Below are 14,058 nucleotides of genomic sequence, written 5' to 3'. Positions count from 1 at the left end.
AGGCGGCCGTACCGTTGGCGCCGGCGTGGTAGCGAAAATCGTCGAGTAATAGAGTAAAAGAGAGCCGAAGGCCTTGCCTTCGGCTTTTCTTGTCTCTATAATTCGCGCCCTCTTCTCCGGAATAACCGGTTTAGAGCGCGATCAACCGGGGCATCGTTCCCGGGCTTGTTTTGACAACCCTCCACCTTTCATGGGAAAGGATGGGCGGGCTTTTTGCCATCTGAAAGATGGTTCGAAACAGTCTGGAGTTTGTTAGCTATGGCTAACCAGAGAATTCGCATCCGTCTCAAGGCTTTTGATCATCGTCTGATTGATCAGTCTGCCCAGGAGATCGTGGATACGGCTAAGCGGACGGGTGCGCAGGTGACGGGTCCTATCCCCCTGCCCACACGTAAAGAACGGTTTACGGTGCTGACCTCTCCGCACGTTAACAAAGATGCGCGTGATCAGTACGAGATCCGCACCCACAAGCGGTTGGTGGACATCGTCGAACCTACGGATAAAACCGTGGATGCGTTGATGAAGCTCGATCTGGCCGCCGGTGTGGATGTGCAGATCAGCCTGGGATAACTGTCCCAAGTAGCTCGAAGGGGCGGTTCAACCGCGACAGGTTGTGAAGAGGTAAACAATGGCGATTGGTGTAATCGGTCGGAAATGCGGGATGACCCGGGTATTTACTGAGGAAGGCATCAGTATTCCGGTAACCGTAATTGAAGTGACCCCGAATCGGGTGAGTCAGGTCAAGACCGAAGAAACAGATGGCTACAATGCCGTGCAGGTGACGATCGGTGAACGCCGTGCAAGCCGGGTGACCAAGGCGCAAGCCGGTCATTTCGCGAAAGCGGGTGTTCAGGCGGGTCGTGGCGTGGGCGAGTTTCGTGCCGAAGCAGGTGATCTGCAAGCGGGCTCCGATATCACCCTCGAGGTGTTTGAAGCCGGTCAGGTCGTGGATGTGACGGGCACTTCCAAGGGTAAGGGTTTTGCCGGCGCCGTGAAGCGCTGGAACTTCCGCACCCAGGATGCCACCCACGGTAACTCCTTGTCCCACCGCGCGCCGGGTTCGATCGGTCAGAACCAGACCCCGGGCCGCGTATTCAAGGGCAAGAAGATGGCCGGTCACCTGGGCGCCGAGCGCGTAACGGTCCAGAACCTGGAAATCGTGCGTGTCGATGCGGAAAAGAATCTGTTGCTGGTTAAGGGTGCCATCCCCGGTGCGACCGGTGGTGACGTGATTGTGCGCCCGGCAGTGAAGGCGAAGGCCTGAAAGAGGAATAGAGGATGAATCTCAATACTGCCTCTGGAGGTACGGTTACTGTTTCTGAAGTCGCCTTCGGCAAGGACTTCAATGAGCCGCTGGTTCACCAGGTTGTGACCGCGTTTCTGGCTGGCGCCCGTCAGGGTTCCAAAGGTCAGAAAAACCGCGCTGCGGTAAGTGGCGGTGGTCGCAAGCCCTGGCGGCAAAAAGGAACAGGTCGGGCCCGTGCTGGTACTATCCGCAGTCCGCTGTGGCGTGGCGGCGGCAAGACGTTCGCCGCTGAGAATCGCGATTTTTCCCAAAAGGTGAATCGCAAAATGTACCGCGGTGCGCTGCGTTGCATTCTCTCCGAGCTGGTGCGTCAGGAGCGTCTGGTGGTGGTCGACGAATTTTCCGTCGACGAGCCCAGGACCAAGGTTGTTGCTTCCAAGCTGAAAGAGTTGGAGCTGAGCAGCGTGCTGATCGTCACCAGCGAGGTTGACGAGAATTTGTACCTGGCGGCGCGCAATCTGCCCAAGGTCGACATCCGCGAAGTAGGCGGTGTTGATCCGGTCAGCCTGATCGCTTTTGAGAAGGTGCTGGTTACCGTGCCTGCTCTCAAGCAGCTCGAGGAGTCGCTGGCATGAACAAAGAGCGTATTTTTACCGTGCTGCTTGCGCCGCATGTCTCTGAAAAAGCCACCATGGTTGGCGAACAGAGCAATGCCGTGGTCTTCAAGGTTGCCAAGGACGCGAACAAGCTGGAAATCAAAAAGGCCGTCGAGGCGCTTTTTGAAGTCAAGGTTGAGTCCGTGCGCACCAGCAATGTGAAGGGCAAGCAGAAGTTCTTCGGACGCGTGGCAGGCAAGCGTGCCAGCTGGAAGAAAGCCTATGTGTCGCTGGCCGAAGGCCAGGACATTGACTTTCTCGGCGCCGAGTAAGGGAGTAAGGAATCATGGCGATTGTGAAAGCTAAGCCGACTTCCCCGGGCCGCCGCTTTGTAGTCAAGGTGGTCCACGCGGACCTGCATAAAGGTGCTCCCTACGCGCCCCTGCTGGAAGCCAAGGCCAAGAATGGCGGCCGTAATAACAACGGTCGCATCACCACCCGTCATAAAGGTGGTGGCCACAAACAGAAGTACCGCGTGGTGGATTTCCGTCGCAATAAGGATGGCATCGTGGGTGAGGTCGAGCGCCTTGAATACGATCCCAACCGGTCGGCCCATATCGCGCTGATTAAATACCTGGATGGCGAGCGTCGCTATATTCTGGCGCCCAAGGCCCTGAAAGCCGGCGATCGTATCCAGTCCGGCGAAGATGCGCCCATCAAGGTGGGTAATGCTCTGCCGCTGCGTAATATTCCGCTGGGTTCCACGGTACATAACGTGGAAATGAAGCCTGGCAAGGGTGGCCAGCTGGCCCGTTCCGCGGGCACCTCCATTCAGGTGCTCGCAAAGGACGGACAGTATGTGACCCTGCGCCTGCGCTCCGGCGAGATGCGCAAAGTTCATGCGGATTGCAAGGCTACCATGGGTGAGGTTTCCAACAGCGAGCACAGTCTGCGTTCGCTGGGTAAAGCTGGCGCGACGCGCTGGCGGGGTGTTCGTCCGACCGTTCGCGGTGTGGCGATGAACCCGGTGGATCACCCTCACGGTGGTGGTGAAGGTCGTACCTCTGGTGGCCGGCATCCGGTTACACCTTGGGGCGTTCCCACCAAGGGCCACAAAACGCGTACCAACAAGCGCACCTCCAAGATGATTGTGCGCGACCGTCGTAAGTAAGGGATAGAGAGAGGTTCAGGCTGTGCCACGTTCACTGAAAAAAGGTCCGTTTCTGGATCACCACCTTTTGAAGAAGGTGGAAGATGCGGCCGAAGCCGGCTCCCGGAAGCCGATCAAAACCTGGTCCCGTCGCTCCATGATCATCCCGGAGATGGTGGGTTTGACCATCGCGGTGCATAACGGCCGTCAGCATGTTCCGGTAATGATCACCGAGCACATGGTGGGCCACAAGCTGGGCGAATTCGCCCTGACCCGTACTTTCCGCGGGCACATCGTGGACAAAAAGGCTAAGCGATAAGGTGACAGCCATGGCGACTGAAATTGCAGCCCGTCTGCGGGGCGCAAGAATTTCGGCTCAAAAAGCCCGCCTGGTGGCCGACCAGATTCGCGGCATGGAAGTTGAGAAGGCATTGAATCTTCTGACTTTCAGCCCGAAGAAGGCTGCCCAGGTAGTCAAGAAAGTGCTGGAGTCCGCGATTGCCAACGCGGAAAACAACGACGGCGCTGACGTGGATGAGCTGAAGGTGTCCACAATTTTTGTGGATGAGGGCACGTCTATGAAACGCATTCGCCCCCGTGCCAAGGGCCGGGCGGATCGCATTCTCAAGCGGACATGCCACATTACTGTGAAAGTCTCAGAAGGTCAGGAGTAGCCAGATGGGTCAGAAAGTTCATCCGATCGGTATTCGCCTGGGCATCGTCAAGGAGCATAACTCCCTGTGGTATGCCGGGCCGAAGACCTACGCCGACTGCCTGGTTACCGACCTGCAAGTGCGTGACTACCTGTTCAAGCGTTTGAAGAACGCGTCGGTGAGCCGGGTCAAGATCGAACGTCCTTCCGAGAATGTTCGTATCACCATCTCCACCGCCCGGCCGGGTATCGTGATCGGCAAGAAGGGTGAGGACGTGGAGCGCCTGCGTCGTGATGTCGCCGCCAAGATGGGTGTGCCCGTGCACATCAACATCGAGGAAGTGCGCCGTCCGGACGTGGACGCACGCCTGGTGGCCGACAATATCGCCGGCCAGCTTGAACGCCGGGTGATGTTCCGTCGCGCCATGAAGCGCGCGGTTCAGAACGCGCTCAAAGCCGGTGCCGAAGGTATTCGGGTTCAGCTTTCCGGTCGTCTTGGTGGCGCGGAAATCGCGCGTACCGAGTGGTACCGCGAAGGTCGTGTGCCGCTGCACACGCTGCGCGCCGATATCGACTACGCCAACGTTCGCGCAGAGACAACCTACGGGACCATTGGCGTTAAGGTCTGGATCTTCCGCGGTGAAGTGCTCGGCGGTATGGAGCAGGTTCAGGAAGAACAGAAGCAGTCCAAGGGCGCCAAGAAGCGCGGCCGCGGTTAAAGGGTAACGAACGATGTTGCAGCCGAAGCGTACCAAATTCCGGAAAGTGATGAAGGGCCGCAACCGTGGCCTGGCACAACGGGGCAGCAAGGTGTCTTTCGGCACCATTGGCCTGCAGGCGACCGGCCGTGGCCGTCTGACTGCGCGTCAGATCGAAGCCGCGCGTCGTGCCATGACCCGTCACATCAAGCGGGGCGGTAAAATCTGGATTCGGATTTTCCCCGATAAGCCGATTACCCAGAAGCCCCTCGAGGTTCGGATGGGTAAAGGTAAGGGTAGCGTAGAGTACTGGGTCGCGCAGATTCAGCCGGGCCGTATGCTCTACGAAATGGAAGGTGTTTCAGAAGACGTGGCGCGCGAAGCGTTCCGTCTTGCCGCGGCCAAGCTGCCGGTGAGCACCCGCGTCGTGACTCGGACGGTGATGTAAGCGATGAAAGCGAGCGAGCTGAAAGATAAAAGTGTCGACGAGCTGCGCAGCCAGCAGCTCGAGCTGCTTGAGCAACAGTTCAAGCTGCGCATGAAGCATGCATCCGGGCAGCTTTCACAAAGCCATCAGCTTGGGGTGGTTCGCCGTGATATCGCACGGGTGAAAACCATTCTCAGAGAGAAGCAGGGTAACTAGTCATGGCAGAGGCGAAAGAAGATCTGCGCCGGAGCGCTACCGGCAAGGTGGTCTCCAACAAGGGTGATAAAACCATCACCGTCTTGGTAGAGCGCCGGGTTCAGCACCCTATTTACGGAAAGATCATCAAGCGGTCCACGAAATTGATGGCGCATGATGAAGAGAATCAGTGCAACGAAGGCGATCTGGTCACTATTCAGGAGTGCCGCCCGTTGTCCAAGCGCAAAACCTGGATGCTGGTGAGCGTAGTGGAGCAGGCCAACAAGGTCTGACCGACGTTGCTGTGGCTGCCTGCAGGGCAGGAGTTGGAGAGAGTAAGCGATGATTCAGACCGAAACCATGCTCGAAGTCGCCGATAACAGTGGCGCGCGTCGGGTGCAGTGCATCAAGGTGCTGGGTGGTTCCCACCGCCGCTATGCAGGCATTGGTGACATCATCAAGGTCACAGTAAAGGAAGCGATTCCGCGCGGCCGCGTTAAGAAAGGTGATGTGATGACTGCGGTGGTGGTGCGTACCCGCCGCGGTGTGCGTCGCCCGGACGGCTCGCTGATCCGTTTCGACGAAAACGCCGCTGTGTTGTTGAACAACAACAAGGCGCCGGTAGGTACCCGGATCTTCGGGCCGGTGACACGTGAGCTGCGCACCGAGCAGTTCATGAAGATCATCTCCCTGGCACCGGAAGTTCTTTAAAGGCGGGTGAAGGCAATGCTCAAGATCAAGCGTGATGATGAAGTCATCGTAATCGCGGGCAAGGACAAAGGTAAGCGCGGCAAGGTACAGCGCGTTCTTACCAATGGCCGCCTGGTCGTGGCCGGCGTGAACGTCGTGAAGAAGCACGTGCGCGCCAATCCGAACAGCGGAATTCAGGGCGGCATCGTTGAACAGGAAGCGGGTATTCATGCTTCCAACGTTGCCATCTGGAACGCGAAAGCACAGAAGGCGGATCGTGTCGGCTTCCGTGTGGATGATGGCAAGAAGGTACGCTTCTTCAAGTCCAACGGTGAAGCGCTGGACGCGTGATACAGGTGAACCATGAGTGATCTGAAGAAGTTATACAATGAAGAGATTGTGCCGAAGCTTCGCGAGGAGTTCGGTTACAAGAACATCATGGAAGTGCCGAAAATCACCAAAATCACTCTGAATATGGGTGTGGGTGAGGCGGCTGCGGACCGTAAGGCAATTGAAGGCGCCTTGTCCGACATGACCGCGATCGCCGGCCAAAAGCCCCTTGTTACCAAGGCGCGTAAGTCTGTTGCGGGTTTTAAAATCCGTGAAGGCTGGCCGATCGGCTGCAAGGTGACTCTGCGTAACCGTCGTATGTACGAGTTTCTGGAGCGCCTGGTATCCGTTGCGATTCCGCGGGTTCGTGACTTCCGTGGTCTGAATCCGAAATCCTTCGATGGCCGTGGTAACTATTCCATGGGCCTGCGCGAACAGATCGTGTTCGCCGAGGTGGATTTTGATAAGGTCGACAAGCTGCGTGGTCTGGATATTACCATCACCACCACGGCGAAGACCGATGATGAGGCACGGGCGCTGTTGCGCGCCTTCAACTTCCCGCTGAAAGGCTAAGAGGATTTGTCATGGCAAAGGTCTCTATGAAAAACCGGGAGGCGAAGCGCGCCAAGTTGGTAGAGCGTTTCGCCGCCAAGCGCCAGGCGCTTAAAGCAATCATTCTGGACCCCAGCGCCGAACCCGAGGCGAAATGGAACGCCCAGATCGAGCTGCAGAAGCTGCCGCGTGATTCCTCACCGGTGCGCCAGCGCAATCGTTGCCGCATCACCGGTCGTCCGCATGGCTACTACCGTAAGTTCGGTCTTAGCCGTATCAAGCTGCGCGAAGCGGCTATGCGTGGCGATGTCCCCGGTCTGGTCAAGGCCAGCTGGTAAGAGCCGAGATACAAGGCATGAGTAGCGGAGCGATTGCAGCATGAGCATGCAAGATACCCTGGCGGATATGTTTACCCGTATCCGCAATGCGCAGATGGCCCGGAAAGCCAAGGTGGAGATTCCTTCCTCCAAGGCGAAAGAGGCCGTTGCCAAGGTACTGAAAGAAGAAGGTTATATTGATGGTTTTGCCGTGGCTGGTGACAAGAAGCCGGTGCTGACGGTGGACCTTCGCTATTTCGAGGGCAAGCCGGTGATCGAGAAGATCGCTCGTGTGAGCCGTCCCGGTCTGCGCATTTATAAAAGCGCCGGCGAGATTCCCAAGGTGAAAGGCGGCTTGGGTGTAATGATCGTGTCCACCAACCAGGGCATTCTTTCAGATCGCGCTGCCCGCCAGGCTCACATCGGCGGCGAGCTGATCTGTGAAGTGTCCTGACGTAAGCGGTGTAGACGGGTTTAGGTGCAGCAATGTCTAGAGTAGCAAAGAATCCGGTTAGCCTGCCCAGCGGCGTTGAGCTGAAAATCGACGGCCGCAAGGTGTCCGTGAAGGGCAGTAAGGGCAACCTGGAACACGAAGTTCATGAGCTGGTTGAAGTGTCCGTCGATGCTGGCGTGGCGAGCGTTAAGCCCGTCGAAGAGTCCCAGAAAGCCTGGGCTCTGGCTGGCACCACCCGGGCTCTGGTGAATAATATGGTCACCGGTGTGTCCTCGGGCTACGAGCGCAAACTGGTTCTCAATGGCGTGGGTTACCGTGCTCAGGCACAGGGCAAGACCCTGAACCTGACTCTGGGCTTCTCGCATCCGGTGGCCTACCAGCTGCCGGAAGGCGTGACCGCCGAGACCCCGACACAGACCGAAATTGTTATTAAGGGCATTGATAAGCAACTGGTAGGTCAGGTTGCTGCCAATGTTCGGGCCTTCCGACCGCCTGAGCCCTACAAGGGTAAAGGGGTGCGCTATGCCGATGAGCAGGTGCGCCGTAAGGAAGCCAAGAAGAAATAATCGTTGAGACTAGAGCCATGATGGACAAGAAAGTTGCACGTCTGCGCAGGGCCAAACGGACTCGCCTTAACATTCGCGAGTCCGGCCAGATTCGTCTCTGCGTGCACCGCACTCCGCGCCATATCTATGCGCAAGTGACCAGCGCCGCTGGTGACAAAGTATTGGCTGCGGCGAGTACGGTGGAAAAAGATCTGCGTGAAAGCGCAACCGGTAACGCCGATGCGGCGGCAAAAGTTGGAGCGCTGATTGCTCAGCGTGCCAAGGAAGCCGGCGTCGCGCGCGTGGCTTTCGACCGCTCGGGTTTCCGTTATCACGGTCGAATCAAGGCGTTGGCCGATGCCGCGCGCGAAAACGGGCTTGAATTCTAAGGTGCTTGGTTATGGCGAAAGTTGATCCCAACGAAGGTCTCCAGGAGAAGCTGGTTCAGGTGAACCGGGTTGCCAAAGTAGTAAAAGGCGGCCGTATTTTCGGTTTCACCGCGCTGACCGTGGTAGGCGATGGGAAAGGTAAGGTGGGTTTCGGTCGCGGCAAGGCTCGCGAAGTGCCGGCCGCCATTCAGAAAGCTCTGGAAGCGGCACGCCGCAATATGATCCAGGTTGACCTGAAGGGCAGCACCATTCAGCACCCCATCAAGGCTCGTCATGGCGCCTCCAAGGTGTACATGCAGCCCGCTGATGAAGGTACGGGTGTGATTGCCGGTGGCGCGATGCGCGCCGTGCTTGAAGTTGCCGGTGTACAGAACGTGCTGGCCAAATGTTACGGCTCCACCAATCCGGTCAACGTCGTACGAGCCACTTTCAATGGTCTCAAGCTTATGTCCTCGCCGGAATCGGTGGCGGCCAAGCGTGGTAAGACCGTTGAAGAGATTCTCAGCTAAGCGCAGACAGGCGGAACGTAACAATGGCTGACAAGATCAAGGTAACGCAGGTTAAAAGCACCAACGGTCGGCTGGAAGGCCACAAGGCCTGTGTGCGCGGCCTCGGGCTGCGCAAAATTGGCCAAACCGTTGAAGTTGAAGATACTCCTGCGGTACGCGGCATGATCAACAAAGTCGCGTATCTGGTACGGGTAGAGGGAGAATAAGCGATGCGTCTCAACGATCTGCATCCCGCTGACGGTTCCCGTCCTGCGGAGAAACGAGTTGGTCGCGGTATCGGCTCCGGCCTCGGCAAGACCGGCGGTCGTGGTCATAAAGGCCAGAAGTCCCGCTCTGGTGGCACCGTGAAGCCTGGTTTCGAAGGCGGTCAGATGCCGCTGCAGCGCCGGGTGCCCAAGTTTGGTTTTACTTCCAAACTGGCCATGGCCACCGCCGAAGTTCGCCTGGCTGAACTGGCCAAAGTGGAAGGTGACATCATCGATCTGGCCAGCCTGAAAAAGGCCGGCGTGGTTCGCTCCGATAAGAAGCGCGCCAAGATCGTACTGCGCGGCGAGATTGACCGCGCGGTAACCATCCGCGGCGTGGCCCTGACCAAGGGCGCACGGGAAGCGGTTGAGAAAGCCGGCGGGAAAATCGAGGAATAACAAGGCGGGGCTATGGCCAAGAACCGTGCACAAACGCTGAACAACAGCACCGCCGCCAGCGGCGGTGCGACTCGAGAGCTGTGGCGCCGTATCGGCTTTTTGCTGGGTGCCCTGGTGGTGTTCCGTATCGGTGCGCACATTCCGGTACCGGGAATGAACCCGGAAGCGTTGCAACAGATGTTCAACAATAACCGGGACACTATTCTTGGCCTGTTCAACATGTTTTCCGGTGGCTCCCTGCAGCGGATGAGCATCTTCGCTCTGGGGATTATGCCGTACATCACCGCCAGCATCGTGATTCAGTTGATGACCGCGGTGGTGCCCAGCCTTGAGCAGTTGCGCAAGGAAGGGGAGCAGGGTCGCCGGAAGATCACCCAGTACACCCGTTATCTGACGGTGGTGCTCGGTTTGATCCAGTCTTTCGGCGTGTGCGCCGGCTTGAAAAGCCAGGGCATTACTCTGCTGCCGGAAGCGGCCAGCACCATGCAGGTGGCCAGCTTCTACTTTGTTGCGGTCACCACGCTGGTCACCGGGACCGTGTTCCTGATGTGGCTGGGCGAGCAGATTACCGAGCGCGGTATCGGCAATGGCATTTCGATGCTGATCTTCGCATCGATCGTCGCCGGTCTGCCTGGCGCGGTGGCGCAGACTTTCGAATCCGCCCGTCAGGGTGATCTCAGTCTGCTGGCCATGCTGCTGGTGTTCCTGGTGGCGGTGGCGGTGATTTTTGGTGTGGTGTTCGTGGAGCGTGGGCAGCGGCGGATTACCGTCAATTATGCCCGGCGCCAGCAGGGCCGGCGTGTGTACGCCGCCCAGCAAAGCCACTTGCCGTTGAAGGTGAATATGGCGGGCGTGATTCCGGCCATTTTTGCCAGCTCCATCCTGCTGTTTCCGGCGTCACTGACCCAGTGGTTCAGTGACTCGAATCCGGACTCCTGGTGGGGTATGGTGCTGCGCCGGGTGAGCGATGCCCTGCTGCCGGGTACGCCGCTTTACCTGTTGCTGTTTACGCTGGCGATCGTGTTTTTCTGCTACTTCTACACGGCGCTGGTGTTTAACCCGAAGGATGTGGCGGACAACCTGAAAAAGTCCGGTGCTTATATCCCCGGGATTCGTCCCGGCGAGCAGTCAGCCCGGTATATCGATACGGTGATGGGCCGTTTGACCCTGATCGGTGCGGTATATATGACGCTGGTCTGCCTTTTGCCCCTGGGGTTGCAGGCAGTCTGGAATGTGCCTTTCTATCTGGGCGGCACCTCACTGCTGATCGTGGTGGTGGTGGTGATGGACTTCTGGTCGCAGGTTAATTCGCACCTGATGTCCACTCAGTACGAAAAGCTGATGAAGAAAGCCAACCTCAAGGGGTATGGCGGCACCGGTCTGGTGCGTTAATAGAGGCCTATAGCGGGCCAGCCAGAGGAAAGCGAGGCGAATGCGATGAAAGTTCAGGCTTCTGTAAAGAAGATCTGCCGCAACTGCAAGGTGATCCGCCGTAAGGGTCGCGTCATGGTGATCTGCAGTGCAGAACCCCGGCATAAACAGCGCCAGGGTTGAAGTAGAGCTTCTTTCCTAGTGTTTGGTTGAAATTCAGTCGGTGTAGCGCTAGACTCTTCCGCCTTTCGGCGCCAGAGCCTGGCTGACCGCGTTGTGAATCGGAGATATTCGGATGGCCCGTATTGCAGGCGTAAACATCCCGGACAACAAGCACACGGTGATTTCTCTCACCTACATTTTCGGGATTGGCCGCACCCATGCTCGCAAAATCTGCGCGCAAGCCGGGATTGACCCTACGGTCAAGGTGCGTGACCTTTCCGGCGACCAGCTGGATGTGATCCGTGGTGAAGTCGCCAAGGTTTCCACGGAGGGCGATCTGCGCCGGGAAATCAACATGAATATCAAGCGGTTGATGGATCTTGGCTGCTACCGCGGCATCCGTCACCGTCGTGGCCTGCCGATGCGCGGCCAGCGTACCAAGACCAATGCCCGGACCCGCAAGGGCCCGCGGAAACCGATCCGCAAATAAGTCCTGAATCTGGATAAGTAAGCATGGCTAAAGCGAAGAGAGACAGTGGCGCACGACGCAAGAAGGTAACGCGGACCGTTGCGGACGGCATCGCGCACGTACACGCGTCGTTCAATAACACCATCATCACCATTACGGACCGTCAGGGCAACGCGCTGTCCTGGGCGACTTCCGGTGGCGCTGGTTTCCGTGGTTCCCGTAAGAGCACCCCGTTCGCCGCCCAGGTGGCTGCCGAGAACGCGGGCAATGCCGCCAAGGACTACGGTTTGAAGAACCTGGAAGTGCGCGTTAAAGGCCCGGGTCCGGGTCGCGAGTCCTCTATTCGCGCGCTGAATGCCTGCGGGTACAAGATCACCCATATTCAGGACGTGACGCCCATCCCCCATAATGGATGTCGTCCGCCCAAGAAGCGCCGCGTGTAACGGGAGTTAGAGCGAAATGGCAAGATACATCGGTCCTAAGTGCAAGCTTTCCCGTCGTGAAGGCACTGACCTGTTTTTGAAAAGCGGTATTCGTCCGCTGGAATCCAAGTGCAAGTCCGAACAGCCCCCGGGGCAGGCCGCCGGTGGCCGCCGTCCTGGCCGCCTGTCCGACTACGGCGTGCAGCTGCGTGAAAAGCAAAAGGTTCGTCGTATGTACGGCGTGCTCGAAAAGCAATTCCGCAGCTACTACAAGAAGGCTGCCCGCTCCCGTGGCGCCACCGGTGAGGTGCTGCTGCAGCTGCTGGAAGGCCGTCTGGACAACGTGGTCTATCGCCTCGGCTTTGGCGCCACCCGTTCCGAAGCCCGCCAACTGGTGGCGCATCGCGCGATTCTGGTCAACGGTCAGAGCGTGAACATCGCCTCTTACCAGGTCAGCGCTGGCGATGTGGTTTCCGTTCGCGAAAAATCCAAGAACCAGCTGCGTGTGAAAAACGCCATGGAGCTGGCTCAGCAGCGCGGTTTCCCCGCCTGGGTGGAAGTGGACGAGAAGAAGCTGGAAGGTGTCTTCAAGGCGCTGCCGGAGCGTATCGATTTGCCGGCCGAGATCAATGAAAGCCTGATCGTCGAGCTGTACTCCAAGTAAGGACTGCCTGAGGGATCTCTATGACCGCCGTGAACGAATTTCTCACGCCCCGCTCGATCGCGGTCAACGCGATCAGCGAGACCCACGCCAAGGTCGTACTGGAGCCACTGGAACGTGGTTTTGGCCACACTCTTGGCACGGCGCTGCGCCGCATCCTGCTTTCCAGCATGCCGGGTTGCGCGATCACCGAAGTGGAGATCGACGGCGTACAGCACGAGTACTCCTCCATTGAGGGTGTGCAGGAAGATGTGATCAACATCCTGCTCAACCTCAAAGGGGTCGCCCTGAAGATGGCCGCCCGCGAGGAAGTTACCCTGGAATTGGTCAAGAAGGGCCCGGGCGACGTGACCGCCGACGACATTCAGCGGGATCATAACGTTGAAATCGTCAATCCGGAGCACCTGATCTGCACCATCACCGGTGACACCGAGCTGCGGATGCGGCTGAAAGTGCGCCAGGGCCGTGGCTACGAAGCCGCCGACACCCGTCAGAGCGACGAAGACGAGACCCGCGGCATCGGCCGCCTGCAGCTGGACGCCAGCTACAGCCCGGTACGTCGTGTTGCTTACGTGGTTGAAGCCGCCCGGGTGGAGCAGCGTACCGACCTGGATAAACTGGTTATCGATCTGGAAACCGACGGTACCATTGATCCGGAAGAGGCGATTCGTCGCGCCGCCACGATTCTGCAACAGCAGATCGCGGTGTTCGTGGACCTGGAACAGGATTCCAAGCCCGAGCCGAAGCAGGAGCGCGAAGAGATCGATCCGATCCTGCTGCGTCCGGTGGACGATCTGGAACTGACGGTGCGTTCCGCCAACTGTCTGAAGGCGGAAAACATCTATTACATCGGTGATCTGGTACAGCGCACCGAGGTTGAGCTGCTGAAAACTCCGAACCTGGGTAAGAAGTCGCTGACCGAAATTAAGGATGTGCTGGCCTCCAAGGGTCTGTCGCTGGGCATGCGTCTGGAGAACTGGCCGCCGGTCAGCCTCCGCGACGATGACCGGCTGAACACTAAATTGCGCTAATTGAGTTGTCGTGGACGCTGTGAAGCGCCCCTGAAGATAGGAACAGAATCATGCGTCATCGCAAGAGCGGCAGAAAACTGAATCGGAACAGCTCACATCGTCAGGCCATGTTCCGTAACATGGCGGTGTCGCTGTTCGAGCACGAAGCGATCAAGACCACCCTGCCGAAAGCCAAGGAGCTTCGTCGCCTGGCGGAGCCTCTGATTACCCTGGCCAAGGAAGACTCCGTTGCCAACCGTCGCCTGGCGTTTGACCGGACTCGTTCCAAATCCATGGTGGGCAAGCTTTTCAACGAGCTTGGCCCGCGTTACAAAGCGCGCCCCGGCGGCTACCTGCGTATTCTCAAGATGGGCTTCCGGGCCGGCGACAACGCCCCCATGGCCTATGTTGAGCTGGTGGATCGCCCGGAAGCGGGTGAAGCCGTCGACGCCGACTAAGGCGTAAGATGGTACAAAGGAGCCGGGTTTTTAACCCGGCTTTTTTGTGGCCGCCATCCCTGGCGGCCATCCTTCGGACCGTCGCTGTCGCGACGTCCAAAATCGTTCCCG

28 protein-coding genes are annotated in these 14,058 nt (G+C 58.3%); all 28 read left to right on the top strand.

The features are described 5' to 3' along the window. Positions 1–258 precede the first annotated feature (258 nt). Complete coding sequence (gene rpsJ / locus CGS25_RS18205) at positions 259–570, top strand: 30S ribosomal protein S10 (protein WP_089033213.1); 312 nt, start codon at positions 259–261, stop codon at positions 568–570. Positions 571–628: 58 nt separating this feature from the next. Then, the gene (gene rplC / locus CGS25_RS18200) at positions 629–1,264 is read left to right on the top strand and encodes a 50S ribosomal protein L3 (RefSeq protein ID WP_089033212.1); all 636 of its coding nucleotides are present in this window, start codon (positions 629–631) and stop codon (positions 1,262–1,264) included. Between the two features lie 14 nt (positions 1,265–1,278). Further along, a complete protein-coding gene (gene rplD / locus CGS25_RS18195) occupies positions 1,279–1,881 on the top strand; it encodes a 50S ribosomal protein L4 (protein ID WP_089033211.1) in 603 nt (200 codons plus the stop codon). Beyond that, positions 1,878–2,174: a 50S ribosomal protein L23 gene (rplW, locus tag CGS25_RS18190; RefSeq protein WP_089033210.1), complete on the top strand. Its 297-nt coding sequence runs from the start codon at positions 1,878–1,880 to the stop codon at positions 2,172–2,174. Before rplD ends, rplW begins: the two co-directional genes overlap by 4 nt. A gap of 14 nt (positions 2,175–2,188) precedes the next feature. Next, entirely contained in the window at positions 2,189–3,013 is an 825-nt protein-coding gene (rplB, locus tag CGS25_RS18185) for a 50S ribosomal protein L2 (protein ID WP_101676324.1), read from the top strand. Between the two features lie 22 nt (positions 3,014–3,035). Beyond that, entirely contained in the window at positions 3,036–3,311 is a 276-nt protein-coding gene (gene rpsS, locus CGS25_RS18180) for a 30S ribosomal protein S19 (RefSeq protein WP_089033208.1), read from the top strand. 10 nt (positions 3,312–3,321) lie between these two features. Beyond that, positions 3,322–3,666, top strand: coding sequence for a 50S ribosomal protein L22 (gene rplV / locus CGS25_RS18175; RefSeq protein ID WP_089033207.1), 345 nt, complete (start codon positions 3,322–3,324; stop codon positions 3,664–3,666). Between the two features lie 4 nt (positions 3,667–3,670). Continuing rightward, positions 3,671–4,363, top strand: coding sequence for a 30S ribosomal protein S3 (rpsC, locus tag CGS25_RS18170; RefSeq protein WP_089033206.1), 693 nt, complete (start codon positions 3,671–3,673; stop codon positions 4,361–4,363). A gap of 13 nt (positions 4,364–4,376) precedes the next feature. Beyond that, positions 4,377–4,790 carry a 50S ribosomal protein L16 gene (rplP, locus tag CGS25_RS18165; protein ID WP_089033205.1) on the top strand — a complete coding sequence of 138 codons (414 nt, stop codon included), beginning with the start codon at positions 4,377–4,379 and terminating at the stop codon, positions 4,788–4,790. 3 nt (positions 4,791–4,793) lie between these two features. Continuing rightward, the gene (gene rpmC / locus CGS25_RS18160; protein ID WP_089033204.1) at positions 4,794–4,985 is read left to right on the top strand and encodes a 50S ribosomal protein L29; all 192 of its coding nucleotides are present in this window, start codon (positions 4,794–4,796) and stop codon (positions 4,983–4,985) included. Between the two features lie 2 nt (positions 4,986–4,987). Then, complete coding sequence (gene rpsQ, locus CGS25_RS18155; RefSeq protein WP_089033203.1) at positions 4,988–5,257, top strand: 30S ribosomal protein S17; 270 nt, start codon at positions 4,988–4,990, stop codon at positions 5,255–5,257. A gap of 49 nt (positions 5,258–5,306) precedes the next feature. After that, entirely contained in the window at positions 5,307–5,675 is a 369-nt protein-coding gene (gene rplN, locus CGS25_RS18150) for a 50S ribosomal protein L14 (protein WP_089033202.1), read from the top strand. Positions 5,676–5,690: 15 nt separating this feature from the next. Further along, positions 5,691–6,005, top strand: coding sequence for a 50S ribosomal protein L24 (gene rplX / locus CGS25_RS18145; RefSeq protein WP_089033201.1), 315 nt, complete (start codon positions 5,691–5,693; stop codon positions 6,003–6,005). A gap of 12 nt (positions 6,006–6,017) precedes the next feature. Then, positions 6,018–6,557, top strand: a complete 540-nt coding sequence (gene rplE / locus CGS25_RS18140) for a 50S ribosomal protein L5 (protein ID WP_089033200.1) — start codon at positions 6,018–6,020, stop codon at positions 6,555–6,557. A gap of 11 nt (positions 6,558–6,568) precedes the next feature. Beyond that, entirely contained in the window at positions 6,569–6,874 is a 306-nt protein-coding gene (gene rpsN / locus CGS25_RS18135; RefSeq protein WP_089033199.1) for a 30S ribosomal protein S14, read from the top strand. A gap of 40 nt (positions 6,875–6,914) precedes the next feature. Continuing rightward, positions 6,915–7,307, top strand: coding sequence for a 30S ribosomal protein S8 (gene rpsH / locus CGS25_RS18130; RefSeq protein ID WP_089033198.1), 393 nt, complete (start codon positions 6,915–6,917; stop codon positions 7,305–7,307). 32 nt (positions 7,308–7,339) lie between these two features. Continuing rightward, positions 7,340–7,873 (top strand): 50S ribosomal protein L6, encoded by a 534-nt coding sequence (rplF, locus tag CGS25_RS18125; protein WP_089033197.1) that lies wholly within the window; start codon positions 7,340–7,342, stop codon positions 7,871–7,873. Positions 7,874–7,890: 17 nt separating this feature from the next. After that, positions 7,891–8,241, top strand: a complete 351-nt coding sequence (gene rplR, locus CGS25_RS18120) for a 50S ribosomal protein L18 (RefSeq protein WP_089033196.1) — start codon at positions 7,891–7,893, stop codon at positions 8,239–8,241. A gap of 11 nt (positions 8,242–8,252) precedes the next feature. Then, positions 8,253–8,750, top strand: a complete 498-nt coding sequence (gene rpsE, locus CGS25_RS18115) for a 30S ribosomal protein S5 (protein ID WP_089033195.1) — start codon at positions 8,253–8,255, stop codon at positions 8,748–8,750. 23 nt (positions 8,751–8,773) lie between these two features. Continuing rightward, positions 8,774–8,956, top strand: a complete 183-nt coding sequence (gene rpmD, locus CGS25_RS18110; RefSeq protein ID WP_089033194.1) for a 50S ribosomal protein L30 — start codon at positions 8,774–8,776, stop codon at positions 8,954–8,956. A gap of 3 nt (positions 8,957–8,959) precedes the next feature. Further along, positions 8,960–9,394, top strand: coding sequence for a 50S ribosomal protein L15 (gene rplO / locus CGS25_RS18105; protein ID WP_089033193.1), 435 nt, complete (start codon positions 8,960–8,962; stop codon positions 9,392–9,394). 12 nt (positions 9,395–9,406) lie between these two features. After that, the gene (gene secY, locus CGS25_RS18100; RefSeq protein ID WP_089033192.1) at positions 9,407–10,786 is read left to right on the top strand and encodes a preprotein translocase subunit SecY; all 1,380 of its coding nucleotides are present in this window, start codon (positions 9,407–9,409) and stop codon (positions 10,784–10,786) included. Between the two features lie 45 nt (positions 10,787–10,831). Next, positions 10,832–10,948, top strand: coding sequence for a 50S ribosomal protein L36 (gene rpmJ / locus CGS25_RS18095; RefSeq protein WP_008928865.1), 117 nt, complete (start codon positions 10,832–10,834; stop codon positions 10,946–10,948). A 112-nt stretch (positions 10,949–11,060) separates the two neighbouring features. Continuing rightward, positions 11,061–11,417, top strand: coding sequence for a 30S ribosomal protein S13 (gene rpsM / locus CGS25_RS18090; RefSeq protein ID WP_089033191.1), 357 nt, complete (start codon positions 11,061–11,063; stop codon positions 11,415–11,417). A gap of 23 nt (positions 11,418–11,440) precedes the next feature. Further along, the gene (gene rpsK, locus CGS25_RS18085) at positions 11,441–11,839 is read left to right on the top strand and encodes a 30S ribosomal protein S11 (protein WP_014996090.1); all 399 of its coding nucleotides are present in this window, start codon (positions 11,441–11,443) and stop codon (positions 11,837–11,839) included. Positions 11,840–11,855: 16 nt separating this feature from the next. Then, positions 11,856–12,482 carry a 30S ribosomal protein S4 gene (gene rpsD / locus CGS25_RS18080; protein ID WP_089033190.1) on the top strand — a complete coding sequence of 209 codons (627 nt, stop codon included), beginning with the start codon at positions 11,856–11,858 and terminating at the stop codon, positions 12,480–12,482. A 20-nt stretch (positions 12,483–12,502) separates the two neighbouring features. Beyond that, the gene (locus CGS25_RS18075; RefSeq protein ID WP_101676323.1) at positions 12,503–13,510 is read left to right on the top strand and encodes a DNA-directed RNA polymerase subunit alpha; all 1,008 of its coding nucleotides are present in this window, start codon (positions 12,503–12,505) and stop codon (positions 13,508–13,510) included. A 50-nt stretch (positions 13,511–13,560) separates the two neighbouring features. Further along, positions 13,561–13,947, top strand: coding sequence for a 50S ribosomal protein L17 (gene rplQ, locus CGS25_RS18070; protein ID WP_089033188.1), 387 nt, complete (start codon positions 13,561–13,563; stop codon positions 13,945–13,947). The last annotated feature ends 111 nt before the right edge of the window (positions 13,948–14,058 follow it).

Origin of the sequence: Alloalcanivorax mobilis, from assembly GCF_002864685.1 — a bacterium.
Lineage (GTDB): Bacteria > Pseudomonadota > Gammaproteobacteria > Pseudomonadales > Alcanivoracaceae > Alloalcanivorax > Alloalcanivorax mobilis.
The sequence above is the reverse complement of the archived record's forward strand: the minus strand, read 5'-3'. Positions and strand labels throughout refer to the sequence as shown.